Annotated in this window: 20 protein-coding genes; 12 read left to right on the top strand and 8 right to left on the bottom strand. The window is 69.5% G+C overall.

The window, feature by feature from the left end:
* Positions 1 to 272 precede the first annotated feature (272 nt).
* From KBO27_RS12060 to KBO27_RS12050, 3 genes are all read left to right on the top strand, one after another.
* On the top strand, positions 273 to 926 hold the full coding sequence (locus KBO27_RS12060; RefSeq protein ID WP_210970076.1) for a DUF4232 domain-containing protein: 654 nt from the start codon (positions 273 to 275) through the stop codon (positions 924 to 926).
* Between the two features lie 54 nt (positions 927 to 980).
* On the top strand, positions 981 to 1637 hold the full coding sequence (locus KBO27_RS34225; RefSeq protein WP_210970075.1) for a DUF4232 domain-containing protein: 657 nt from the start codon (positions 981 to 983) through the stop codon (positions 1635 to 1637).
* Positions 1638 to 2263: 626 nt separating this feature from the next.
* A complete protein-coding gene (locus KBO27_RS12050) occupies positions 2264 to 3832 on the top strand; it encodes a PLL family lectin (protein ID WP_210970074.1) in 1569 nt (522 codons plus the stop codon).
* 84 nt (positions 3833 to 3916) lie between these two features.
* Here the strand turns inward: KBO27_RS12050 and KBO27_RS12045 are convergent, their stop codons facing one another.
* Positions 3917 to 4924 (bottom strand): iron-siderophore ABC transporter substrate-binding protein, encoded by a 1008-nt coding sequence (locus KBO27_RS12045; protein WP_210970073.1) that lies wholly within the window; start codon positions 4922 to 4924, stop codon positions 3917 to 3919.
* Positions 4925 to 5086: 162 nt separating this feature from the next.
* On the opposite strand from KBO27_RS12045, the gene KBO27_RS12040 reads away from it, so the two are divergent.
* From KBO27_RS12040 to KBO27_RS12020, 5 genes are all read left to right on the top strand, one after another.
* A complete protein-coding gene (locus KBO27_RS12040; RefSeq protein ID WP_210970072.1) occupies positions 5087 to 5848 on the top strand; it encodes an EI24 domain-containing protein in 762 nt (253 codons plus the stop codon).
* A 156-nt stretch (positions 5849 to 6004) separates the two neighbouring features.
* Positions 6005 to 7318: a M20 family metallopeptidase gene (locus KBO27_RS12035; RefSeq protein WP_210970071.1), complete on the top strand. Its 1314-nt coding sequence runs from the start codon at positions 6005 to 6007 to the stop codon at positions 7316 to 7318.
* A 17-nt stretch (positions 7319 to 7335) separates the two neighbouring features.
* Positions 7336 to 8043, top strand: a complete 708-nt coding sequence (locus tag KBO27_RS12030) for a M50 family metallopeptidase (protein WP_210970070.1) — start codon at positions 7336 to 7338, stop codon at positions 8041 to 8043.
* Between the two features lie 247 nt (positions 8044 to 8290).
* Positions 8291 to 9193: an oxidoreductase gene (locus KBO27_RS12025; protein WP_210970069.1), complete on the top strand. Its 903-nt coding sequence runs from the start codon at positions 8291 to 8293 to the stop codon at positions 9191 to 9193.
* A gap of 141 nt (positions 9194 to 9334) precedes the next feature.
* Positions 9335 to 11443, top strand: coding sequence for a putative bifunctional diguanylate cyclase/phosphodiesterase (locus tag KBO27_RS12020; RefSeq protein ID WP_210970068.1), 2109 nt, complete (start codon positions 9335 to 9337; stop codon positions 11441 to 11443).
* Positions 11444 to 11508: 65 nt separating this feature from the next.
* On the opposite strand, the gene KBO27_RS12015 is transcribed toward KBO27_RS12020, so the two are convergent.
* Positions 11509 to 12948 (bottom strand): LVIVD repeat-containing protein, encoded by a 1440-nt coding sequence (locus KBO27_RS12015; RefSeq protein ID WP_210970340.1) that lies wholly within the window; start codon positions 12946 to 12948, stop codon positions 11509 to 11511.
* 174 nt (positions 12949 to 13122) lie between these two features.
* Between KBO27_RS12015 and KBO27_RS12010 the strand changes: the two genes are divergently transcribed.
* Complete coding sequence (locus tag KBO27_RS12010) at positions 13123 to 13731, top strand: DUF305 domain-containing protein (protein ID WP_246536897.1); 609 nt, start codon at positions 13123 to 13125, stop codon at positions 13729 to 13731.
* Positions 13732 to 13765: 34 nt separating this feature from the next.
* Here the strand turns inward: KBO27_RS12010 and KBO27_RS12005 are convergent, their stop codons facing one another.
* The 5 genes from KBO27_RS12005 to KBO27_RS11985 all read right to left on the bottom strand — a co-directional run bounded on the left by KBO27_RS12005 (position 13766) and on the right by KBO27_RS11985 (position 19891).
* Positions 13766 to 14122: a GntR family transcriptional regulator gene (locus tag KBO27_RS12005; RefSeq protein WP_210970066.1), complete on the bottom strand. Its 357-nt coding sequence runs from the start codon at positions 14120 to 14122 to the stop codon at positions 13766 to 13768.
* A gap of 188 nt (positions 14123 to 14310) precedes the next feature.
* The gene (gene meaB / locus KBO27_RS12000) at positions 14311 to 15297 is read right to left on the bottom strand and encodes a methylmalonyl Co-A mutase-associated GTPase MeaB (protein WP_210970065.1); all 987 of its coding nucleotides are present in this window, start codon (positions 15295 to 15297) and stop codon (positions 14311 to 14313) included.
* Entirely contained in the window at positions 15297 to 17501 is a 2205-nt protein-coding gene (gene scpA / locus KBO27_RS11995) for a methylmalonyl-CoA mutase (protein WP_210970064.1), read from the bottom strand. Before scpA ends, meaB begins: the two co-directional genes overlap by 1 nt.
* A complete protein-coding gene (mutA, locus tag KBO27_RS11990; protein WP_210970063.1) occupies positions 17498 to 19366 on the bottom strand; it encodes a methylmalonyl-CoA mutase small subunit in 1869 nt (622 codons plus the stop codon). Before mutA ends, scpA begins: the two co-directional genes overlap by 4 nt.
* Before the next feature lie 327 nt (positions 19367 to 19693).
* The gene (locus KBO27_RS11985; RefSeq protein ID WP_132679406.1) at positions 19694 to 19891 is read right to left on the bottom strand and encodes a DUF8847 domain-containing protein; all 198 of its coding nucleotides are present in this window, start codon (positions 19889 to 19891) and stop codon (positions 19694 to 19696) included.
* A 153-nt stretch (positions 19892 to 20044) separates the two neighbouring features.
* On the opposite strand from KBO27_RS11985, the gene KBO27_RS11980 reads away from it, so the two are divergent.
* From KBO27_RS11980 to KBO27_RS11970, 3 genes are all read left to right on the top strand, one after another.
* The gene (locus KBO27_RS11980; protein ID WP_210970062.1) at positions 20045 to 22555 is read left to right on the top strand and encodes a DEAD/DEAH box helicase; all 2511 of its coding nucleotides are present in this window, start codon (positions 20045 to 20047) and stop codon (positions 22553 to 22555) included.
* Positions 22556 to 22626: 71 nt separating this feature from the next.
* Positions 22627 to 23040: a universal stress protein gene (locus KBO27_RS11975; RefSeq protein ID WP_210970061.1), complete on the top strand. Its 414-nt coding sequence runs from the start codon at positions 22627 to 22629 to the stop codon at positions 23038 to 23040.
* A 140-nt stretch (positions 23041 to 23180) separates the two neighbouring features.
* Entirely contained in the window at positions 23181 to 23765 is a 585-nt protein-coding gene (locus tag KBO27_RS11970) for a DUF1349 domain-containing protein (protein ID WP_210970060.1), read from the top strand.
* Positions 23766 to 23774: 9 nt separating this feature from the next.
* Here the strand turns inward: KBO27_RS11970 and KBO27_RS11965 are convergent, their stop codons facing one another.
* Positions 23775 to 24110, bottom strand: coding sequence for a YnfA family protein (locus tag KBO27_RS11965; RefSeq protein ID WP_210970059.1), 336 nt, complete (start codon positions 24108 to 24110; stop codon positions 23775 to 23777).
* Positions 24111 to 24249: the final 139 nt, after the last annotated feature.

Here is a 24249-nt window from a genome sequence, read left to right as displayed (position 1 = left end):
TCGAAACGGCCGTTGCCGACCTCGGGGGTCGGCAACGGCCGTTTTCGCATTCCGAAATAGCATGTCGCACAAGTAGAAATACTCATTCCGCGCGCCCGAATAACAATCGTCCGCGAAATGGGGATACCGCCGATCGGGTTGCGTTGTTGGCCATTCATCGCCACCGCCTCGGCTGATTCAGTGATCTACCTATCGTTTTGACGGAAATGGCCCTGGAGAACATCACCCGCTTGGAAGACTCCCGCCCCGGGTTCCGGCCGAACGCTCGGCCGATGCGCAACAGGGGAGGACAGGTCCGCGAAGTGCTGGAAATCAGGGGGAAGCGCCTGGGGGCGTTGATCGCCGCGACCGCGGCGGTCACGGTGTCCTGCGGCCAGCAAGCGCCGCAGGCACAGCAACCACCGGCGGTGGTGACGGTGACCCAGCCCGCGCCGGAGGGGAGCTCGACGAACAGCTCTGACTCGGAGTCCACTTCGGATTCCTCGGAGGCGTCGTCGAAGTCGAAGGAACCCGAAGCCGAAGACGGCCTCGCCTGCGCTGCCGGGGAACTGCAGTTGCAGCTCGATCCGAACTACCCGCAGGCCGATGGCTCGCACATGACCCTGAAGGTCACCAACATCGGTGGTCGGCCGTGCCAGATCCGCGGTTATGGCGGATTGCAGTTCGTGGACTTCAACGGCAAGCCCGTGGACACCGAGCTGAACCGCCTGCAGGCGAACCCGCCGACGATCACCATCGAGCAGAGCCAGAGCGCCGGGCTGGACCTGACCTGGGACATCTACCGGTCACCGTGCGTCGAGCCGGAGACGCTGCAGTTCACGCCGCCCGGTGATGACCAGGCGATCAAGTCGGTCTGGGGACGTGGCGCGGTCTGCCGTGGCGGGCTCGTCGATGCCACCGCGTTCCGCAACGTGTGGGGCGGCTGACCAACCGACCTGCGAAGCAAGAAAAACAGTGAAGTTCAGGGGGAATGACCGACAGTGTTCCGAACCAGAACGCAGCGCCTCGGCGCGTTGATCGCCGCGACCGCGGCGGTGACCGTGTCCTGCGGCCAGCAAGCACCGCAGGCGCAGCAACCACCGGCAGTGGTGACGGTGACCCAGCCGGTGCCGCAGGAGACCACCGAATCGCAGGGTTCCTCGGAGGAAACCTCGGAGCAGGGCGGTTCCTCGGAGACGAAAGTCAGTCATCCGGAGGAAATTCCGACCCAGAAGCCCTGTCAGACATCGCAGCTCCGAGCTCGGTTCTACCCGGACACGCTCGTCGGGTTGCACGACGATCCCACGCAGCCCGCCGGAGGATCACGCACGAAGCTGCGGCTGGCGAACGTCGGGGCCAAGGCGTGCACGGTTCACGGTGACGCGAGGGTCGAGTTCGTCGACGGAGCCGGCACCGTCATGCCTGCGACCTTCGTGGACAAGGCGGGAACGCCGCCTGCGGAGTGGATGAGCATCGGCACCCGTGAGGGCGTGGCCCAGGATCTGTACTGGATCTATCAGACAGGTGACTGCGTCGACGATCCGGCCAAGGTGCGCATCTATCCGCCGGACAACACCGAGCCGATCACGCTGGACTGGAACTTCGGCACGGTCTGCGGCGACCGTCGCGTCGAACGAACCCACCTCTACTCGGATTGATCAGTTCCTGAACTCCCGCAGACGAGCAGGCTCAGAAACACAAGGGGAGAAAAATGGCCAACTGGCGACTTGCGGGCAGTTTGGAAACACTGCTCGCCCAGTTCGACGCGGCGTTCCCACAGCGGAACAGGGCCAGCGACGGCACCATCGGTGATGCCTCGCACCAATCTCGGGACAGCGACCACAACCCGTGGGTCGGACCGGGAATCGTGACAGCGGTGGACATCACGCACGATCCGCAGAACGGTGTCGACATCAATCGGATCACCGACGAACTCGCGGCCAGTCGTGACCCGCGGATCAAGTACGTGATCGCCAACGGCCTGATCATGGACAGCCGACCTGGGCAAAGTCCGTGGCAGTGGACCAAGTACAGCGGTAGCAACGCGCACACGAAGCACTTCCACATCTCGGTGATGAATTCGCCGGTGTGCGATGACCGGCGCCCTTGGGCTTTGCCGAGTCTCGGTGGAGCGCCGCAGTCTCCGCCGCCGCAGCCTCCGCAGGGGCAGCCTCCGCAGGGACAGCCCGTCCCGCCGCCTCCTCCTGGTCCAGCCCCGTTGCCTCCCGCACCGCCCGGTCCGCCCCCGCGAATGGGGAAGCCGGGACCGCCCGACCCCGAGGTCATGCGGACCGTTTACCTGGTCGCCAAGGAGATGCAGGTCTCCCACAAGCTCCTGCTCGCAGCCTTCGAAACCGGGTTGGTCGAATCCCGGATGTCGAACATCGATGGTGCGCGTGACCACGACTCGCTGGGTGTGTTCCAGCAGCGCCCGTCGCAGGATTGGGGCGCACCTGAACAAGTGTTGAACGTCAACTACGCGGCGCACAACTTCCTGGAAGTGGCGATCAGGGAAGAGCGAGAGGATCCGAATCGCACGGCCGGGCAGATCGCTGCCGCCGTGCAGCGGCCCGCGAAGCAGTACCGCGATCGCTACGACCAGCACGAGGCCGAGGCGCGGCAGTTGATCCAGGACACCGAGCGGGCGTTGAACCTGGCACCGCCCGGGCCGAACCCGCCGCCTCCGCCTCCTCCCGGTCCGCAGCCGCCGCACGGCCAGCCGCCGGTGCCTCCGCCGCCGCAGCCGCCGAACCAGGGCCAGCCGCCGCAGCCCGGCCAGCCGCCGCAGGGTCGGCCGCCGCAGCAGCCTCCGGCTCCGGCTCCTGCTCCGGCGCCGCCTCCGCCGCCGCAGCCGGTGGTGCCGACCGTGTTCGGGTCCGGGATCCTGCCCGGTCCGGACGGTGCGCTGTCGGCGTTCGCGACGTCGACGTCCGGTGAGGTCGTCACCGCCTGGCAGGTCTCGCCCGGTGGCGACTGGGTCGGTTGGCTGGGCATCGGTGGTGAGCCCGACGGGCGTCCGGTCGTGGTGCGCGAACCTTCGGGCGGGATGGTCGTCTTCGTGCGCGACCGCCACGGCGAGGTGATCACGTCGTCGTGCCCGCAGCAGGGTGCGAAGTGGAGTCCGTGGATCGGTCTGCGCGGTCAGATCGAGGACGATCCGGTGGCGGTGCTGCGACCGGACGGCGCGCTCGCGCTGTTCGCGGTCGGCAAGGACGGCAAGCTGCACAGCGCCGCGCAGGCCGGCCGGGGCGGGCACTGGACCGACTGGGACGACCACGGCGGCGACCTCATCGGCCGTCCGGCCATCGCGCTCGGCGCGAACGGCGCCGTGTCGGTGTTCGCCCGCAACTCGCAGCGCGAGGTCGTGATGTCCACGCAGGGCACCGCGGGCGCGGGCTGGTCGGAGTGGAAGGGCCTCGGCGGCAGCATGGCCGGCGACCCCGTGGTGGTGACCCTCGCCGACGGCGTGGTCGTGCTGCTCGCGGTCGGCGACGACCAGCAGCTGTACAGCATGGAACGTCCCGGCGAGGGCGGGAACTGGTCCGACCTGGGCGGCGACTTCGTCGGCACCCCGGCGATCGGGCTCAACCCCAACGGCCGCTTGGAGGTGTTCGTCCGCGACACCGCGGGCGCGATCCACACCGCCGAGCAGCAGTCGGCCCACGGCGGCTGGTCGGCGTGGACGGACCTGGGCGGCGAGCTCGAAGGCGACCCGGTCGCCATCAGCCGCCCGGACGGCGCCTGCACGCTGTTCGCGATCGGCCGGGACGGCGACATGGTCACCGCCCACCAACCCGAACCGGACTCCCCGTGGGAACCCTGGAAGGACCTGGTCGACTCCCTCAAGGCGTAGGCCCGAGAGTTCGAATTTCGCGCGAAATTCGAACGCCAAAGTTCGGGCTCGAATTTCGCGCGAAATTCGAATCGCGGCCGCCGGTCAGGAGAGGGCTTCGAGGAGTTTCGGGGTGAGGTGGTCGAGGGCGTAGGGGATGCTGGAGACCGTTGCCGAGCCCAGGGCCATGGTGAGGTTGTAGTCGTCGAGCAGCACCAGGGAACCCCGCTTGGCGGCCGGGAGGTTGTTCAGCAGCGGGTCCTTGCGGACCGCTTCGACGTCGGTGGCCTTGGCGGTGGTGACGATGACGACGTCGGCGTCGAGCAGCGAGACCTGCTCCTTGCTGACCTTGACGTTGAACTTGCCGCCGCTGTCCATGCCCTCGATCGCCGGGGACAGGCGCAGTCCGAGCTGCTCCAGCAGCGCGGTGCGGGCGTCCTGCTTGGTGTAGGCGGCGTAAGTGCCTGCCGCATCGGTGCGGACCACGACGTGGGTCTTGCCCTCGAAAACCGGGTTGGCCTTGCGGGTTTCATCGATGCGGGCCTGGGTCTTGCCGAGGAGGTCGGCGACCTCGGCCTGCTTGCCCAGGGCCTGGCCGATGGCCTCGGCCTGCACCCGCCAGTCGATGCCGTAGTCGATGGAGTTCGGCGGCTGCGCCACGACCGGGGCGAAGCTGCTCAGCCGGTTGTACTGCTCCTGCGTCAGCGCGCTCTGCAGCGCGATGGTCACCTCGGGTGCCAGGGCGATGACGCCTTCGACGTCGACCTCGCTGCCGAAGACCTTCGGGCGCCGGCCGCCCAGCATGGGTTCCACCCACGGGCCGACGCCGCTCTCCCACGGTCCCCACTTGGTCAGGCCGGCCGGGATCACGCCCAGCGGCAGCAGCACGTCGTGGTCGGTGATGCCCAGGGTGACCACGCGTTGCGGTGCCGCCTGGATGTCGGCCGCGCCGTAGCGGTTGGGGATGCGAACCGGGAATCCGGGGCCGGAGGGCGCGTTCCCGCTCGGGTTCGCGCCGCCGCCGCTGCCGCACGCGGCCAGGCCCGCCGCAACGAGTCCGGTCGCGCCCATCAGGAAGCCCCGACGGCCGATCACGCTGGGGGGAGGAGTCATCACCGAGTCCTTGTTCGTTCGTTTCCGGGCTCACCGCCCGAAGCAGCAGTTGAAGAGAGGCTAACCTAACTCAGGTGTCGATCGGCCTGTGGTCGATCGGTGAATCTGCTCACCGGGCACGCAGTACGGTGGTCCGAGATCACCGATCACGGGAGTTGTCGAATGAGTTCGTTCGCCGCCGGAGTCCGCGCGCTGGGATCCGGAACGGGCATCATCCTGCGCAGCCCGAAACTGCTGCTGCTCGGCGCGATCCCCGCCCTGATCAGCGCGTTGCTGCTGCTGGGGAGCCTGGGCACGCTGATCTACTTCAGCGGTGACCTGACCAGCTGGATGACTCCGTTCGCCGACGGCTGGGCCGATTTCGCCCGCAAGGGACTGCGCGTCCTGCTCGGCGCCGCGCTGGTGGGCGCGGCGGCCCTGCTGGGATCGATCTCGTTCATCGCGCTCACCCTGCTCATCGGCGGACCGTTCTACGAGCACATCGCCGAGCAGGCCGAGAAGCAGCTCGGGCTGGACACCTCCGACGACGGCGCCGGATTCGCCCGCCAGCTCGGCAGGGGAGTGCGGGACTCGCTCAAGCTCGTCGTGGTCGCGCTGATCGGGGCCGTGGTGCTGCTGGTGATCGGGTTCGTCCCGGTCGCCGGGCAGATCGCGGGCGTGGTGCTGGGCTCGCTGTTCGGCGCGTGGGTGATCAGCCTGGAGATGGTGGGCCTGGTGTTCCAGCGGCGCGGCTTCGCCTTCGGCGAGCGCCACCGCAGCCTGCGCGAGCACAAGGCGATGACGCTCGGCTTCGGCCTGCCCGCCTACCTGCTGTGCCTGGTGCCGGTGCTGCAGCTGCTGGTCATCCCGGCCGCCGTGGTCGGCGGCACCCTCCTGGCCCACCGCGTTCTCGACGCGCGTCCGGGTGTCATCACGCAGCGATGACCCCGGCGACCTCGATCATCTTCTTGCCGGGTTCCTGAAGATCAAGTTCTGCGTTGCTGGGATCCCCCGCCCGGCCGGTGGTGGGAGTGACCGCTCAACGGGCGCCACGCCGGTGAGGTGGTGTCGGGGCGCATCCGGCGGCTTAGAGTCGGTGCTGTGACACAGCCGGTTCAGCCTGATGAGTCCTACCTGCGCGCGGTCGCCGCGGCCACCGAGAAGGCCGTGGCCTCCGCCGAGCCGCTGCGGTCCGCGCACGCCGGTGCCGATGAGGCGCTGCTCGCCGAGGTCGAGCGGTGGGTCGCCGAGCACGGCGGCGACCTGCTCGGGCTGAGCCACGAGCTGCACGCCGATCCGGAGGAGGCCTACGCCGAGCACCGGTCGGTCGCGCGGGCCGCCGAGCTGCTGCGGAACTTCGGCCACGACGTCGAGGTCGGCGTGGGCGGGCTGGGCACCGCGCTGCGCACCGGCGTCGGTTCGGACGGGCCGCACGTGGCGGTGCTCGCCGAGTACGACGCGCTACCCGGCATCGGTCACGGATGCGGGCACAACATCATCTGCTCGGCCGGCGTCGGCGGATTCCTCGCCGCGGCCACCGCCGTGGGGCGAACCGGCGGCCGGGTCAGCCTGTTCGGCACGCCCGCCGAAGAAGGTGGTGGCGGCAAGGAGCACCTGGCCAGGGCCGGTGTCTTCGACGACGTCGACGCCGTGGTGATGCTGCACCCGTTCTCGCACGACATCGCCACCCACCCGTTCCTCGGGCGCAGGCAGGTCGAGGTCGTGTTCCACGGCGTGGCGGCGCACGCCTCCGCGCAGCCGTTCATGGGCCGCAACGCGCTGGACGCGGTGGTGGCCACCTACCAGGGCGTGGCGGCGATGCGTCAGCACATGCCCTCCACCGATCGCATCCACGGAGTGATCACCGACGGCGGCAAGCGCCCCAACGTCGTTCCCGACCGGGCCGCGGCGCTGTTCTACGTGCGCTCCGCCGAACCGGGCTCGCTGCAGGACCTGGCGCAGCGGGTGGAGTCGATCGCGCACGGCGCCGCGGCGATGACCGGCTGCGGCGTCGAGCTGAACTGGGACCGCAACCCCGCCTACCTGCCGATCCGGCACAACGACGCGCTCGCCGCCCGATGGGCGCGGCACCAGGCCAGGCGCGGTCGCACCTCGCTGCCGCGCGGCATCGTCCCGGACTACCTGACCGGTTCCACCGACCTGGGCAACCTCAGCTTCCGGATGCCCGCCATCCACCCGATGATCGGTCTGGGGGATGCGAACCTGTCGCTGCACACCGAAGGCTTCGCCGCTGCAGCCGGTTCCGCCGCCGGCGACGCGGCGGTGATCGACGGCGCCATCGGGCTCGCGCTGACCACAGTGGACTACCTCACCGACGGTGCGCTGCGGGACGCGGTGCGTGACGAGTTCGACGCCGCCGGTGGACCGCTGGACGTGCCGAACTACTTCAGCTGACCCGTTAGGGTTCCGCCGTGGACGAATTAGTGCGGAACGCGACGGCGCGGCTCCTCGATTCCGGGAACGTCGCCGCGCTCATCGCCGGGGTGATCGCACTCGCCCTGGTGCTCAACCGCGGGACCTGGCTGCCGCTGCGCAACGTGGTGACCATCGCCCACGAGGGCGGGCACGCGGTGGTCGCGCTGCTCAGCGGCCGCAAGCTCAACGGCATCCGGCTGCACTCCGACACCTCCGGGCTGACCGTCTCGACGGGACGCGCGCACGGGCCGGGCATGGTGTTCACGCTGCTCGCGGGCTACCCGGCGGTGTCGCTGCTGGGGCTGGGCGGCGCGTGGCTGGTCACCTCCGACCGGGCGCGGTGGATGCTGTGGGGCTGCATCGCGCTGCTGGTGCTCGTGCTGCTGGCCGTGCGCAACGCCTACGGCGTGCTGTCGGTGGTGGTCACCGGTGGCGCGCTCGCAGCGGTGTCGTGGCTGGCGAGCCCGCCGTGGCAGGCGCTGTGCGCGGCGCTGCTGTGCTGGTTCCTGCTCATCGGCGGCCTGCGACCGCTCAGCGAACTGGGGCGCAAGCGCCGGCGCGGACGCGCCGGGGACTCCGACGCCGACCAGCTGGCGCGGCTCACCGGCATCGGCGGCGGCGCCTGGATGTTCCTGTGGTTCCTCATCGGACTGGCATCGCTGCTGGTCGGAGGGTTCTGGCTGCTGCTGATGCCGCAGGTGTAAGTCCTGTTGCGTGGCGGTGCGGGTGGCGGAACCTGAGCGGCTTCGTGGACTCCGTGCGCCGCTCCTGATGTATGTCCAATACACGGCGTCCCGGCGCACTCGCCACGAAACCGCTCAGAACCCGCGGCGGTGCAGGTGGCCAGGGTGGTGAAAGAGAATGCGGCTCCGCCGCACCCGTCGAACAGCGCCTGGGTGTGCGTCGGCACCATTTCTTGCCGCGCGGTCGGTTTTCTAGCAGCATCGCGGCGTGACGACTGCGAATGCTTTGGGTGGCGAGTTCGAGCTGGGCGGCGGCCTGGCGGTCAACCGCGTCGGGTTCGGCGCGATGCAGCTGGCGGGTCCGGGCGTGTTCGGCCCGCCGAAGGACCGGGACGCGGCGATCGCGGTCCTGCGGCGCGCCGTCGAGCTCGGCATCGACCACATCGACACCAGCGACTTCTACGGGCCGTGGGTGGTCAACGAGCTGATCGCCGAAGCCCTGCACCCCTACGCCGCGAACCTGGTGCTGGCGACCAAGATCGGCGCCTACCGCGACGACAAGGCGAACTGGCTCCCGCTGAACCACCCGGCCGCGCTGCGCTCCCAGGTGCACGACAACCTGCGCCGGCTGCGGGTCGACGCCCTCGACCTGGTCTACCTGCGCGACATGGGCCCGCAGGACGGCATCGCCTTCGCCGACCAGGTCGGTGCCCTGCACGAGCTCAAGCAGCAGGGCCTGATCCGCACCATCGGTCTGTCCAATGTGGAGCTGGATCACTTCGGGGAGGCGCGGGCGATCACCCCGATCGCCTCGGTGCAGAACCTCTACAACGCGGTCAACCGGACCTCCGCCGCCCTGCTGCGCGCCACCGCCGAGGCGGACGTGGCGTTCGTGCCGTTCTTCCCGCTGGGCTCCGGTTTCGCCGACAGCCGGGCGCGGGGTGACGACACCCTGAAGTCCATCGCGGGCAAGCACGGCGTCACCCAGGCGCAGGTGTCGCTGGCGTGGCTGCTGAACCGCTCCCGCAACGTCCTGCTGATCCCGGGCACCTCGTCGGTCGAGCACCTGGAGGAGAACGCCGCCGCCGGGGCGCTGACCCTCGACGAGACCGACGTGGCGCAGATCGACGCGCTGGTCGCCGACGGCGAGACGCTGGAAGAAGCGCACTGATCAACCGCGGGTTGATCGATTTTGATCCGACGGCCTCCACGCCCTGGTGGTGCTCGCCCGGTATCCTGTCCGGGTGCGCGCCACCAGGTGCGCGCGCAGATCGATTTCGCTTCGCCAGGTTGACGCTGACGGACGGGTGAGATGAGCGAGGGAGATCCGGTCGGACCACCGCCGGGGTCCGAGTGGCGGGCCGATGTCGCGCGCCGCTGGACGGCCGAACTCCGCGCCACCTCCTACCTCCCCTTCTCCCCCGAAGAGGTCGAGGCGTCCCTCGCGGAACTGCTCGACATGGTCGTGCTCGCGCTGGGGGACAGCTCCCAGGCCGTCGAGACCGGTCGAGCCGTGGGTGCCCGGCTCGTCGAAATCCGCGCCACCGGAGAGGAAAGCCTCTCGGTGACCCTGAGGGTTCTTCAGGACGCGCTGCTCTCGGACACCACGAAGGTCGACGCGCTGCTGTCGGTGCTCACCGAGATCGCCGCCGGGTACGCCGCGGCCGACCGCGAGAGCACCTTCGCCCAGCAGGAGACGCTGAACAAGGCCCTGCTGACCTCCAAGCTCAAGACCGACCGCGAGCTCAAGGCCAGCGAAGCGCGCTTCAGCGAGGTGTTCACCTCCACCCCGATCGGCGTCGCCATCAGCGACCTCGAAGGCCGGTTCGTGCAGGTCAACCCGGCTTTCGAGCAGGTGCTCGGGTATCACGCCGACGACCTGGTGCCGATGACCATCGACCGGCTCTTCCACCCCGAGGACGCCGAGTACCTCCGCGCCTCCTACCGCGAGCTGATCGACGGCGCGAACTCCAAGCGGATCAGCGACCGCAAGCGCCTAGTGCGCGCCGACGGCCAGGCCGCGTGGTGCTACCTGGGCGTCTCCGTGCTGCGCGGGGCCGATGGTGCGCCGAGCGGTGTGGTCACCATGGTCGAGGACATCACCGAGCTGCACCTGCTGCAGGACCGCTTCCAGCACCAGGCGCTGCACGACGCGCTGACCGGTCTGCCCAACCGCGGCTTCTTCCACACCCGCCTGGAAGCGGCGCTGGTCAACCTGCCCCGCGACGCCCGGCTCTCGCTCTACCAGCTGGCGCTGGACGGCTTCGAGCTGATCAACGACGGGCTCGGCTACCCGGTCGGCGACCAGCTGATCAGGACCGTCGCGCGCAGGCTGGAGAACCTCGTCGAGGACGAGGAGGCGCTCGTCGCGCGCTTCGGCGGCACCGAGTTCGCGCTGCTGGTCTGGGAGCAGGCCGAGACGCCGACCGTCCCGGTGATGACCCAGCTCATCAACGAGATGCTCGCCGAACCCGTCTACGTCGCCGGACGCGGCATCGCGGCCTCCGCCAGCGTCGGCGTGGTGCAGCGGGTCGTGGAGGACGCCGACGCGGCGAACATGCTGTGGGCGGCGGACGTCGCGCTGCGGCGCGCGGAAGCCGCGGGCAAGCGGCAGTGGGCGCTGTTCGACCCCGACCTCGCTCCGGAGGAGCGCGAGGAGAGCCAGCTCGCGGCGATCATGCCCGGCGGGCTGGAGATGGGCGAGTTCGACGTCGTCTACCGCCCGCAGGTGATGATCTCCGGCGGTGAGCTCTGCACCTTGGAAGCCGAGTTCCGCTGGGACACAGGTGATTTCGGCGTCATCGAGCACGCCGACTGCCTGCGCCTGGCCGAGCGCTCCGGGGTGACGCTGTCGCTGCGCGACTGGATGCTGCAGACCGCCTGGCAGCACCTGGAGGAGTGGCACGAGACCGGTCATCAGGTGCGGTTGTCGGTGTCGCTGAGCCCCGACCAAGGTCGCGACCCCGACCTGGCGGCCGTGGTGCACCGGGTGCTCGACGCATCGGAACTCGATCCGTGCTGGCTGCGGTTGTGCATGCCGATCGCCGCGATCAGCGAGAACGAGGAGGCGCGGGACAACCTGCGGCACCTGAACTCGCGCGGCGTCAAGGCATCGCTGCACGACTTCACCGGCTCGCCCGGCGAACTCCGGCTGCTGCGCGAGATGCCGGTGGACTCGGTGCGGCTGTCCCGCGACCTCGTCCGCCTGGTGCACGAGGCCGAGATCCCGGACGTGCCCGAGATCCAGGCACTCCGCTCCCTGATCCCGCTGATGAACGGCGTGTGGTTGTGCGTCGACGCCGTCGAGACGCAGGAGCAGCTCGCCCTCTGGCGCGAGATCGGCTGCTCGGTGGCCGCGGGCCCGCACCTCGGAGAACCCCTCCTGTCCTTCGACGTCCCGGACAGCCTCACCCGCTCCTGACGCCAGGACGCGAAAGACGAAGGCCCCCACCGCGGTTCCTGCGGTGGGGGCCGACGCATCGGGGATCAGTTCTGGTAGACGGGCTGGGTCTGGGGGTTGAACTCCTCGTAGCGGACCTTCTTGGCGGAGTCGGTCCTCTTGTCCCGCAGGTCGAGGACGTCCAGGCCCTCCTGGATGCCGCTGGAGTAGATGTGGCCGTTGTAGTAGTACGCCGACCACGAACCCGCCAGCTGCAGCTCGTTCGGGTTGAACGCCGAGCGGTCGAAGTAGGCGATCTCCTGCGGCTTGGTGGAATCGGTGAAGTCGAACACCGAGATCCCGCCCTGGTACCACGCCTGGACCATGAAGTCGCCGCCCGCGACCGGGATCAGCGATCCGTTGTGCGCCACGCAGTTCTCGGTGTCGGCCTGGTGGCGCGGGATCTTGTAGTAGCTCTTGAACGCCAGCTTCGAGTCGGCGCCGGAGCCGGTGATGTCGTAGATCCCGTTGGCACCGCGCGTCGGGCCGGTGGCCTCGTTGCAGGTCGCGGCACCGCCACCGCCGAGCTCGTCGGTGAAGATGACCTTGGTGCCCTCGTTGTTGAACGTGGCGCTGTGCCAGAACGCGAAGTTCGTGTCGTCGCGGACCTGGTTGATCACGCGCGGGTTCTCCCGGTCGGAGATGTCGAACAGCACGCCGTCACCCATGCACGCGCCCGCCGCGAGGTCCTTGGACGGGAACGCGGTGATGTCGTGGCAGCCGGTGGTGGCGCTGATGCCGTCCGGGGAACCCGGGTTGCCGCCGTCCGGGAACAGCACCGGGGCCTTGATCAGCTCGGGAGCGGCCGGGTTGGCCAGCGGCACCTTGATGATGGAGATCTTGTCGTGCGGCGGCTGGCAGTTCGGGAACTCCGCCTTCGGGCCGTAGGACGAGACGTAGAGGTACACCGCCTCGCCGGCCTTGTCCGGCACGAGCGTGTGGGTGTGCGAACCGCAGTCGGTCGCGATCGCCGAGACGTAGCGCGGCTTGGCCGGGTCGCTGACGTCGAAGACCTTCATGCCCTCCCAGCCGTTGGGGTCGGCGGAGTCGGTCTCCTCGCTGGTGCAGGTGTTGTTGCTGCGCGGGTAGTCCGTCGAGACGAACAGCAGGTTGCCCGAGATGGACATGTCGCCCTGCCCGCCGGGGCACTGCACCTGCGTGATGATGCGCGGCTTCTTCGGGTTCGCGATGTCGTAGACGACGAAACCGTCGTAGTTGCCGACGTAGGCGATGTTCTGCTTGAACGCGATGTCGGTGCCGTAGGCGTCCAAGGTGTTGAAGGGCGCCTGCTTGGGCAGGTTCGCCACGTGATCGATGTTCTCGCTCTTGTCGATCTCGGATTTCGGTGCCGGGACCTGCTGAGCGGAGTACTGCTCGGGACCGTCGCTCGGCGGTGTCGCGGCCGTCGCAGGTGCGAGCGATAAGCCCAGCACCAGCGCTCCGATGGCCGCGCCCAGCGCGCGCCTCCGGCCGGTGGACTGAGGGATCAAGACCGATCAACCCCCTGGTTCGACGAAGTCGCCGCCGCCACACCTGGGCAGCCGTCGACAGCGGTTTCGGACGACCGCATCTGCCCAGTATCGTGTTGCCAGATTCTAGTCGGAATAGGCTTTTTCGGCAGTTTTTCCACGTTTTTCCCAGAAGGGACGACGATGTTGCGGATGTCGCTAGGCGGAATTCTGCTGGCAGCGGGCGTGCTGGCGGGGTGCGCGGCGGAACCGCCCGCGCCGTCCGGCCCGCCGGTCGTGCTGCCCGGCGCTCCGGGCGACCAGCCGCAGGTCGTGGCCAGCGCGGCCCCCGATCGCGGCGGCGCGAGCCAGACCGAGGTCGACTACCTGCGCAACATGATCGCCCACCACCAGCAGGCGGTGGAGATGACCGCGCTGACCGGCGAGCGCGCGCAGAACCCGAAGCTGCGGGCCCTGTCGGACCGCATCAGCGGCGCGCAGGGCCCGGAGATCGGGATGATGCAGGGCTGGCTCAACACCCACGGCGCCGAGCACGCCGGGCATCACGGGCACGACCACGCGACGATGCCGGGCATGGCCACGCCGGAGCAGCTGGCCCAGCTGGCGGCGTCGCGCGGCGCCGACTACGACCGGATGTTCCTGCACCTGATGATCGCTCACCACGAGGGCGCGGTGACGATGGCGACGCAGCTGCTGTCCACCGGCCGCGACGAGCAGGTCCACGAGATGGCCCAGGACGTCCTGGTCACCCAGCAGGACGAGATCGCGACGATGCGAGGCCTGCAGGCCGAGGTCGGTTAGGAGGCGCGTCGCTCGGCGCGGTCTTCGCGGAGCCCTAGGCCTTGAGCGCGGCCTGCACGATCGCGAGCGCTTCGGTCTTGGGGATGCCCAGCGCCTGGGTGATCTGCGCGTAGGTCGCGGCGGCTTCGGCGGCTCGCGCGGCGGCCTGGTCGCCCGCATCGCTGACGAAAGTGCCTGCTCTGCCGCGTGTTTCGATCAACCCGGCTTGTTCGAGCTCCCGGTAGGCCTTCGCCGCGGTGTTCGCCGCGATCCCCAGGTCGCTCGCCAGGGCCCGCACGGTGGGCAGTTTCGTCCCGACCGCCAGCTCTCCAGCGGTGATCTGCTCGGCGATGCTGGACCGCACCTGCTCGAAGGGCGGGACATCGGAGTCCGGATCCACGCCGATCCGCATACGTTCACCATCTCGATTCGCACGACACGACGCCATGACGACCCCAGTATCGGCCCCGACCCCACCCGCACCACCCCCCCGGGGCCGGGGCCCACCCCCAATCCCGACGGAGACCCCCACTTCCACTGAATTCGGGGACCGCGCGGTGGGGGTGACGCTCGGAGGGGAGTGGCGGACGGGGAGGGGCGTCAGGTTCGGCGGAAGGTCTTGAGCAGGGTGTGGGCTGCTTGGGCCGGGGGGAGTGTGCCTTCGGCGACCTGGGATTCGAGGGTGGGCAGGACCGACTGGACCTCGGGGTCGTGGGTGAGGTCGGCGATGAGCTGGTCCCGGACCATCGACCAGGTCCACTCGATCTGCTGCCTGCTGCGCTTGGCCGCCAGTTCGCCGGATTCCGACAGCGTCTCGCGGTGCCGGCGGATCTGCTCCCAGAGGGTGTCCAGGCCCAGCGACCGCAGGCCGCTGCAGGTCAGGACCGGGGGAGTCCAGGAGGCGCTGACCGGGGTGAGCAGTCGCAGGGCGCTGCGGAGCTCGCGGGCGGCCTTCTTGGCCTCCGTCTCGTGCTCGCCGTCGGCCTTGTTGACGGCGATGATGTCGGCGAGCTCCAGCACGCCCTTCTTGATGCCCTGCAGCTGGTCACCGGTGCGGGCCAGCGACAGCAGCAGGAAGCAGTCGACCATCCCGGCCACCGTCACCTCGGACTGCCCGACGCCGACGGTCTCCACCAGCACCACGTCGTAGCCGGCGGCTTCCATCAGCAGGATCGTCTCGCGCGTGGCGCGGGCGACGCCGCCGAGCGTGCCCGCCGACGGTGAGGGCCGCACGAACGCCGAGGGGTCCGAGGCGAGCCGGCCCATGCGGGTCTTGTCGCCGAGGATGCTGCCGCCGCTGCGCGTCGACGACGGGTCGACGGCCAGCACCGCGACCCGGTGCCCCTGCTCGGTGAGCATCGAGCCGAGCGCCTCGATGAACGTCGACTTGCCCACGCCGGGCACCCCGGTGATGCCGATCCGGTGCGCACCGCCGGTGTGCGGGAGCAGCTCGGTGAGCAGCTCCTGGGTCAGCGCGCGGTGGTCGGCGCGGGTGGACTCCACCAGGGTGATGGCCTGCGCGAGCTTGGTGCGCGAGCCGTCGAGGACGCCCTGGGCGTAGTCGTGGATGTCGATCTTGCGCGGCATCAGTGCTCGAGGCGGGTTCGGAGTTCGTCGAGGAGGCCGGAGGCGGCGTCGGCGATGACGGTGCCGGGCGGGAAGATGGCCGAGGCTCCGGCTCGGCGCAGCGCGTCGAAGTCGGCGGGCGGGATGACGCCGCCGACGACGATCATGATGTCCTCGCGGCCGATCGCGGCCAGTTCCTCGCGCAGCGCGGGCACCAGGGTGAGGTGTCCGGCGGCGAGGCTGGAGACCCCGACGATGTGCACGTCGGCTTCGGCGGCCTGGCGCGCGACCTCGGTGGGGGTCTGGAACAGCGGACCCACGTCGACGTCGAAGCCGAGGTCGGCGAAGGCGGTGGCGATGACCTTCTGGCCGCGGTCGTGGCCGTCCTGGCCCATCTTGGCGACGAGGATCCTCGGTCGGCGGCCTTCGGCCTCGGCGAAGTCCTCGACCTGCTGGCGGGCCGATTCGAGCTGCTCGGACGGGCCCGATTCCTCCCGGTACACGCCGGAGATCGTACGGATCTGGCCGGAGTGGCGGCCGAAGACCTTCTCCAGCGCGTCGGAGATCTCCCCGACGGTGGCCTTGGCGCGGGCGGCGTCGACGGCGAGCGCGAGGAGGTTGTGGGCGAGGTCGTTGGGCCGCTCGTAGGACAGCGAGGCCTCGGCGGCCGCGGTCAGCTTGCGCAGCGCGTCCTCGCAGGCCGCGGTGTCGCGCTCGTCCCGCAACCGGCGGAGCTTGTCCAGCTGCTGGTTGCGGACGTCGGCGTTGTCGACCTTGAGGACCTCGATCTGCTCGTCGCCGTCGTAGCGGTACTTGTTGACGCCGATGAGCGGCTGACGTCCGGAGTCGATGCGCGCCTGGGTGCGGGCGGCGGCTTCCTCGATGCGCAGCTTGGGGATGCCGGCGTCGATGGCCTGGGCCATGCCGCCCGCGTCCTCGACCTCGGTGATGTGGGCCCAGGCGCGTTCGGCCAGGTCCTGGGTGAGCTTCTCCAGGTAGTAGCTGCCGCCCCAGGGGTCGATGACGCGGGTGGTGCCGGATTCCTGCTGCAGCACCAGCTGGGTGTTGCGGGCGATGCGCGCGGAGAAGTCCGTGGGCAGGGCCAGCGCTTCGTCGAGGGCGTTGGTGTGCAGGGACTGGGTGTGTCCCTGGGTGGCGGCCATGGCTTCGACGCAGGTGCGGGCGACGTTGTTGTAGACGTCCTGGGCGGTCAGCGACCAGCCGGAGGTCTGCGAGTGCGTGCGCAGCGACAGCGATTTCGGGTTGGTCGGCTCGAACTGCTTGACGAGCTTGGACCAGAGCAGGCGCGCGGCGCGGAGTTTCGCGACCTCCATCGCGAAGTTCATGCCGATGCCCCAGAAGAACGACAACCGGGGCGCGAACGCGTCGATGTCGAGCCCGGCCTGCTTGCCCGCGCGGAGGTATTCGACTCCGTCGGCGAGGGTGTAGGCGAGTTCGAGGTCGGCGGTGGCTCCGGCCTCCTGGATGTGGTAGCCGGAGATGGAGATGGAGTTGAACTTCGGCATCTTCTGGCTGGTGTAGGCGAAGATGTCGGAGATGATCCGCATGGAGGGCTGCGGGGGGTAGATGTAGGTGTTGCGGACCATGAACTCCTTGAGGATGTCGTTCTGAATGGTCCCGGCCAACTGCTCCGGTGCAACACCCTGCTCTTCGGCGGCGACGATGAACAGCGCCATGATGGGCAGCACCGCGCCGTTCATGGTCATCGACACGCTCATCTTGTCCAGCGGGATGCCGTCGAAGAGCTGCCGCATGTCCAGGATCGAGTCGATCGCCACACCGGCCATGCCGACGTCACCGCCGACGCGCGGGTGGTCGGAGTCGTAGCCGCGGTGGGTCGCCAGGTCGAAGGCGACCGACAGGCCCTTCTGCCCGGCGGCGAGGTTGCGGCGGTAGAACGCGTTGGAGGCCTCGGCGGTGGAGAAACCCGCGTACTGGCGCACGGTCCAGGGCTGGTTGACGTACATCGTCGGGTACGGCCCGCGCAGGAACGGCGCCAGACCCGGGTAGGTCGACAGGAAGTCCAGACCGTCCACATCGGAGGCGGTGTAGAGCGGCTTGACGTCGATGCCCTCCGGGGCCTCCCACGCCAGCGCGTCGGACTCCTTGCCGGTGGCCGCCAGGACCTCCGACCGCCAGCGGTCCTCGTCCGCGCCGGACGGGGCGTCCAGCGGGACGTCGGCGAAGTTCGGGATCTGCGTCATCGTCGGACTCCCAACTCGGCGTGCACGGCGTCGAGGACGGTCAGCGCGTCGCAACCGGCGTGGACGTAGCCGTCGACGCCGTCGACGTCGCTCGGTTTCCCGGCCAGCAGAACGGTTTTCGCACCGGCCTGCCGAAGCGCCTGCGCGGTCTCGGCGGCGCGCTCGGCGTAGATCTCGTCGCTGGAGCACAGGCACACCACCGGGGCGCCCGCGTAGGCGGCCAGCACCGCGTCGGTCGAGTCGGTCGCACCCGCTTCGGTGGATTCCAGACCGCCCGCGGCGAACAGGTTGCGGGCGAACGAGGCCCGCGCGTTGTGCGCCGCCAGCGACCCCAGCGTCGCGAGGAACACCGCCGGGCGCTCACCGGTGTCGGCCAGCCGCGCGTCGGCGGCGTCGCGCAGCGCCTCGAAGTCCTCCGCGTAGCGGTGCACCGGCAAGCCGCCGCCGGGCTGCTCCGGAGCGGGCGTGCGCTCCAGCGGCGCCTCGTGCAGGTTCGGGAACTCGGTCACCCCGGTGATGGCGTCGCTGCGGCGCGCGATCGCCTCGCGGCGGTTCTGCCAGGTGTCCTCGATCTCCTCGGCCACCAGCCCGGACCGCAGGGCCTCCGGCATGCCGCCGACGGCCTCGATGCGCTGGAACCACGACCACGCCTTGCGGGCGAGCTCGTCGGTCAGCGATTCGACGTACCAGGAGCCGCCTGCGGGGTCGATGACCTGCGCGAGGTGGGATTCCTCCAGCAGCAGCGCCTGGGTGTTGCGGGCGATGCGGCGGGCGAAGTCGTCCGGCAGGCCGATCGCGGCGTCGAACGGCAGCGTCGTGACCGACTGGGCCCCGCCGACTCCGGCGGCGAAGGTGGCGATGGTGCCGCGCAGCATGTTCACCCAGGGGTCGCGGCGGGTCAGCATCGCCTGCGAGGTCACCGCGTGCTGGGTCTGCGCCCGGGCCTGCTCGCTCACCCCGGAGGAGCGGGTGACCTGCTCCCACAGGCGGCGGGCGGCGCGCAGCTTGGCGATGGTCAGGAACTGGTCCGCGGTGGCGGCGTAGCGGAACTCCAGCTGACCGGCGGCGGTGTCGACGTCGAGTCCGGCCTCGGTCAGCCACCGCAGGTAGGTCACCCCGACGGCCAGCGAGCAGCCCAGCTCCTCGGCGTCGGAGCCACCCGCGTCGTGGAACGGCAGTGCATCCACCGTCAGTGCTGTGAGCTGGGGGAACTCGGCCGCGCAGCGCTGGGCGAGCTCGACGGCGGCGTCGCGGTCACCGGCCTGGCCGGTGCGAGCCTGCACGGCCAGCGGGTCGGCGCCGAGGTTGCCGCGCAGCTCACCGGAGGGCACGCCCTGCTCGGCGGCCAGGGCGAGGAACGCCTTCGCGGCGGCGGCGAAATCCGCGCCCGCGTCCAGCGTCACGCCGATCATGTCCAGGTGCACGCCGTTGAGGGCGTCGGCGAGGTCGTCGATCGCGATCCCGGCCGCACTCAGGCGCAGCCAGAGGGAGGAGACGCCGTTGTAGAGGTCGGCCAGGACCTCGCGGTTGGTCTCGGCGGCGTCGGGGTGCTCGTGGCGCTGGCGCACGTCCCAGCCCTCGGCGACACCGCCCTGCGGCCGGCTGCCGCGCACGAACGGCGCCAGGCCCGGAAGCCCCGGATCGGCGGGCGCGGAGGTGTAGAGCGGGCGCACCCGGATGCCGTCGTGGGTCGTCGAGTTCAGCACGTCCTCGACCGGACCGGCAGGCGGCTCATCACCGACCAGACCGGATCGTTCCAGCACCTTGTGGACCTGGGCTTGCCACTGCTCGCGGGTCGGCTCCGGGAACTCCGCAGCCAGCGGGAGCTCCGGCCGGCCGCCGCTCGTCGTCGAGTGCGCCACCATACGGAGGATGGTAAGCCGCCAATTCGGATGTGAAACCGATCAAATCTGTGACGCGTGTCTCTGAATGGTAAACGGCGTTCACTTTTGCTGGTGGTGGCTTCGCAGGCAACTGCTCAGTGGTCGTCGTGCGTGGCGGTGCGGGTAGCGGAACCTCAGACGCCTTCTGGCTCCGGGATCCGAGACTTGTGTATGCCAAACACGACACGTCGGCTGTCCTCCCCAGAAGACGTCTGAGAACCCGCGGCGGTGCCGGTTGCTCTGGTGGGGCACGGAAAAAGCGACTGCGTCGCTTGCCTGACGCTGGGGCGGTCGCGCGTTTCTCCACAGCTACGGCTGGGTGCCGCAGAGGTGGTACACCCAGCCGTGCTCCGGGGTGTAGTGGAGTTCGTACTGGGTTTCGATCTTCGGGCCGTCGTGCAGGTGGATGTGCTTGAGCAGGCGGCCTGCGACTGCTTCGTGGTCGCGCAGGTCCTGGACTCTGCCGTCCAGCGGCCCGCCGACGAAGCGCACGTTGCGGGTCGACATGGCGCCCCTCCTCTCGCCCGACATCGAGGCCATCTCCCATGGTCGCTGATCACCGGGGTCTTCCACCAGCAACGACACCGGGCCGGAGGAAGGGTCGTGCCTGGCCACCCCGGGTGACCAGCGCCGGGGGTGGCCAGGGACGATGGGGGGACGATGAAGCTCACCGACCAGCTCCCAGCGCTCACCGCCGGCGATCCCGATCCCGATGCCCAGTTCGAGGCGTTCGTCGAATGGACGATCTCACTGGGGATCGAGCTCTACCCGGCGCAGGAAGAAGCGCTGATGGAGGTCGTGACCGGCGCGAACGTGATCCTGTCGACCCCCACCGGATCGGGTAAGAGCATGGTGGCCACCGGCGCGCACTTCGCGGCCCTGGCCACCGGCAAGCGCAGCTTCTACACCGCGCCGATCAAGGCGCTGGTCTCGGAGAAGTTCTTCAGCCTCGTCGACGTCTTCGGCGCGGAGAACGTCGGCATGATGACCGGTGACTCCAGCGTCAACGCCGACGCGCCCATCATCTGCTGCACCGCGGAGATCCTGGCCAACATCGCGTTGCGCGACGGCGCGGACGCCGACGTCGACCAGGTCGTGATGGACGAGTTCCACTTCTACGCCGAACCCGATCGCGGCTGGGCCTGGCAGGTACCGCTGCTGGAGCTGCCGCGCGTCCAGTTCGTGCTCATGTCGGCCACGCTCGGCGACGTCAGTTCCTTCGAGGAGGACCTGACCCGCCGCACCGGCCGCACCACGGCGGTGGTCACCTCCGCCGAGCGGCCCATCCCGCTGAACTTCCGCTACGCCAAGACCCCGCTGCACGAGACCATCGAGGAACTCCTCGCGGGCCAGCAGGCCCCGGTCTACGTCGTCTACTTCAACCAGGCCTCCGCGCTGGAGCAGGCGCAGGCGCTGATGAGCGTCAAGGTCGCCTCCCGCGAGCAGCGCGACGCCATCGCCGAGGCGATCGGCGACTTCCGGTTCACCGCGGGCTTCGGCAAGACGCTGTCGCGACTGGTCAGGCACGGCATCGGCGTGCACCACGCCGGGATGCTGCCCAAGTACCGGCGGCTGGTGGAGCAGCTCGCGCAGGCCGGGCTGCTCAAGGTCATCTGCGGCACCGACACGCTCGGCGTGGGCATCAACGTGCCGATCCGCACCGTGCTCATCACCGGGCTGACCAAGTACGACGGGATCCGCACCCGGCACCTCAAGGCGCGCGAGTTCCACCAGATCGCCGGTCGCGCCGGTCGCGCGGGATACGACACCGCCGGTTTCGTCGTGGTGCAGGCGCCGGAGCACGAGATCGAGAACGAGCGGGCGCTGGCCAAGGCCGGGGACGACCCGAAGAAGAAGCGCAAGCTGGTGCGCAAGAAGGCTCCCGAGGGCTTCGTGTCGTGGAGCGAGAAGACCTTCGAGAAGCTGGTGGAGGCCGAGCCGGAGCCGCTGCGCTCCAGCTTCAACGTCAGCCACTCGATGCTGCTCAACGTGATCAACCGGCCGGGGGACGCCTTCTCGGCGATGCGCCACCTGCTGGAGGACAACCACGAGGACCGGCCCACCCAGCGCAGGCACATCCTGCGGGCCATCGCGATCTACCGGGCGCTGCTGGCCGCCGACGTCGTCGAGCAGCTCGACACCCCCGACGACCAGGGCCGGAGGGTCCGGGTGACGGTGGACCTGCAGTTCGACTTCGCGCTCAACCAGCCGCTGTCGCCGTTCGCGCTGGCCGCCATCGAACTGCTCGGCACCGAGTCGCCGACCTACGCGCTGGACGTGCTCAGCGTCATCGAGTCCACGTTGGACGATCCGCGACAGGTGTTGTCGCAGCAGCAGTTCAAGGCCCGCGGTGAAGCCGTCGCGCAGATGAAGGCCGACGGCATCGAGTACGACGAGCGCATGGAGCTGCTGGAGGAGATCACCCACCCCAAGCCGCTCGAAGAGCTCCTCGAAGCCGCGTACGAGACCTACAGCAAGGGTCACCCGTGGGTCGGTGAGCACGAGCTGTCGCCGAAGTCCGTCGCGCGCGACATGTACGAGCGGGCGATGAACTTCGTCGAGTTCGTCAACCACTACGGGCTCGCCCGCTCCGAAGGGCTCGTGCTGCGCTACCTCGCCGACGTCTACAAGGCGCTGCGGCACACGGTGCCCGACGACGCCAAGACCGAGGAGCTCACCGACATCATCGAGTGGCTCGGCGAGCTGGTCCGCCAGGTCGACTCCAGCCTCCTCGACGAGTGGGAGAAGCTGCGCCACCCCGGCGAGGATCCCGCCAAGGCCGCACCGGTCGAGCCCGAGCGCGTCACCCGCAACCTGCGCGCCTTCCGCGTGCAGGTCCGCAACGCGCTGTTCCGCCGCGTCGAACTCGCCGCGCTGCGACGCTACGAGGCGCTCGGCGAGCTCGACGCGGACGAGGGCTGGGACGCCGACGCCTGGGCGGGCGCGCTGGAGGACTACTTCGACGAGCACGACGAGATCGGCATCGGTCCGGACGCGCGCGGCCCGCGGATGATCATGATCACCGAGGAGTCCGAGCGCTGGCTGGTGCGGCAGATCTTCGCCGACCCGGCCGAGGACCACGACTGGGGCATCAGCGCCGAAGTCGACCTCGCGGCCTCCGACGAAGCCGGGAGCGCGGTCGTCCGCATCACCGACGTCGGCGAGCTCTGACGCGCTGCGGGTCCGCCGGAACCGCCCTACGATCCGGGCGAGATCACGGCAACTCGTGAAGGGGTTTCGTCATGCCGCAGACCGTCGTCGTGGGAGTGGACGGATCTCAGGAATCGGTGCGCGCGCTGCGCTGGGCCGCCGACCACGTGCGGCAGGTGGGCGGCATCGTGCACGCGGTCACGGTCTGGCACCAGCCCGTCCAGTTCGGCTACCGCTTCCCGTCGACCGACGCGGAACTGGAGAAGCAGGGCAAGCAGGCCCTGGATTCGGCCATGGCCCAGGTCAAGCCGGACTTCCCGAGCCTCGACATCCAGGCGAAGCTGATCCGGGGCCAGGTCATCGACGAGTTCGTCAAGCTGTCCCGCCAGGCCGACCTGATGGTGGTCGGCAACAAGGGGCACGGCGCGTTCACCGGGATGCTCGTCGGCTCGGTCGCGATGAAGATCGTGCACCACGCGGTCTGCCCGGTCACCGTGGTCCGCTGACCCGACTCCGGGTGGTCATCTGATCACGAGGCGTGCTCACTTCCGGCTCCGCGCGCCCGGTATCCTCCGTTGCCTGACGGTGCGTCGGGGGGATTGCGGACCGCCACGGCGGTTGCCTGGACCGAACGGAGCGGTGGGCAATGCAGCAAGCCGAAGATCTCACGCTGTTCGAGCTCAACGGGTGGCAGTGGCTCAACGAACCGGCGAACTGGTTGAGCTACGCCGGGCTGACGGTCACCAGCGACACGAACACGGACTTCTGGCAGACCACGCACTACGGCTTCAACCGCGACACCGGGCACGCCCTGCTGCAACCGGTCGGCGCCCAGTTCCGGATGCGCACCAGGTTCTTCGGCGACTACCGCGAGCAGCACGACCAGGCCGGGCTGATGCTGCGCATCGACGAGCGGAACTGGATCAAGGCGGGCATCGAGTACGTCGACGGCGAGCAGTACCTGTCGGCGGTGGTCACCCGCGAGCACTCCGACTGGAGCCTGCTGCCGCTGTCGGCGGTCCACGGCGAGGTCGAGTCGGTGACCGTCGAGATCGAGCGCTTCGAGGACGCCGTCCACGTCCGCTGCGCCGCCGAGGACGGCGAACCCGTGAACATCCTCCGCATGGCCTACTTCCCGCCGGACGTCCCGGCCCAGGCCGGCCCCATGTGCGCCTCCCCGGACGGCGCGGGCTTCCCGGTCAGGTTCGCAGACCTCACCTTGGCGGAGTGAGCGACAGGCTCACGCCGGGCGCGGGGCGTACATGATCACGGCGACGCCGACGAGGCAGATCAGCGCACCGATGATGTCCCAGCGGTCCGGGCGGAAACCGTCGAGCAGAACGCCCCACAGCAGTGAGCCGGCGACGAAGACACCGCCGTAGGCGGCCAGGATGCGCCCGAAGTTCGCGTCCGGTTGCAGCGTGGCGACGAACCCGTAGATCCCGAGGGCGACCACGCCCGCACCCATCCACAGCAGGCCCTTGTGCTCCCGCACGCCCTGCCAGACCAGCCACGCCCCGCCGATCTCGGCGACAGCGGCCAGCACGAACAACACCACGGACCGCACGATTCCCATACCGGTCACGCTAGGGCACGCCGCCTCACCCCGTTCACGCGAGGGATTCGAATTTCGCGCGAAATTCGAGGGCGAAACATCCGACTCGAATTTCGCGCGAAATTCGAACGAGGAGCCGCGCGACCTTCGGGGTGGGGAA

Origin of the sequence: Saccharopolyspora endophytica (assembly GCF_018070075.1) — a bacterium.
Taxonomy (GTDB): Bacteria; Actinomycetota; Actinomycetes; order Mycobacteriales; family Pseudonocardiaceae; genus Saccharopolyspora; species Saccharopolyspora endophytica.
The sequence above is the reverse complement of the archived record's forward strand: the minus strand, read 5'-3'. Positions and strand labels throughout refer to the sequence as shown.

Coding starts and splice junctions, on each gene's coding strand:
- meaB (WP_210970065.1), bottom strand. CDS start 15,297: ATGCCGCGCAAGATCGACATCCACGACTACGCCCAGGGCGTCCTCGAC.
- KBO27_RS12010 (WP_246536897.1), top strand. CDS start 13,123: ATGTCGCTAGGCGGAATTCTGCTGGCAGCGGGCGTGCTGGCGGGGTGC.
- KBO27_RS12040 (WP_210970072.1), top strand. CDS start 5,087: ATGAGTTCGTTCGCCGCCGGAGTCCGCGCGCTGGGATCCGGAACGGGC.
- KBO27_RS11980 (WP_210970062.1), top strand. CDS start 20,045: ATGAAGCTCACCGACCAGCTCCCAGCGCTCACCGCCGGCGATCCCGAT.
- KBO27_RS11970 (WP_210970060.1), top strand. CDS start 23,181: ATGCAGCAAGCCGAAGATCTCACGCTGTTCGAGCTCAACGGGTGGCAG.
- KBO27_RS12045 (WP_210970073.1), bottom strand. CDS start 4,924: ATGACTCCTCCCCCCAGCGTGATCGGCCGTCGGGGCTTCCTGATGGGC.
- KBO27_RS12060 (WP_210970076.1), top strand. CDS start 273: ATGCGCAACAGGGGAGGACAGGTCCGCGAAGTGCTGGAAATCAGGGGG.
- scpA (WP_210970064.1), bottom strand. CDS start 17,501: ATGACGCAGATCCCGAACTTCGCCGACGTCCCGCTGGACGCCCCGTCC.
- KBO27_RS11985 (WP_132679406.1), bottom strand. CDS start 19,891: ATGTCGACCCGCAACGTGCGCTTCGTCGGCGGGCCGCTGGACGGCAGA.
- KBO27_RS11975 (WP_210970061.1), top strand. CDS start 22,627: ATGCCGCAGACCGTCGTCGTGGGAGTGGACGGATCTCAGGAATCGGTG.
- KBO27_RS12005 (WP_210970066.1), bottom strand. CDS start 14,122: ATGCGGATCGGCGTGGATCCGGACTCCGATGTCCCGCCCTTCGAGCAG.
- KBO27_RS12020 (WP_210970068.1), top strand. CDS start 9,335: ATGAGCGAGGGAGATCCGGTCGGACCACCGCCGGGGTCCGAGTGGCGG.
- KBO27_RS11965 (WP_210970059.1), bottom strand. CDS start 24,110: ATGGGAATCGTGCGGTCCGTGGTGTTGTTCGTGCTGGCCGCTGTCGCC.
- mutA (WP_210970063.1), bottom strand. CDS start 19,366: ATGGTGGCGCACTCGACGACGAGCGGCGGCCGGCCGGAGCTCCCGCTG.
- KBO27_RS12050 (WP_210970074.1), top strand. CDS start 2,264: ATGCGGACCGTTTACCTGGTCGCCAAGGAGATGCAGGTCTCCCACAAG.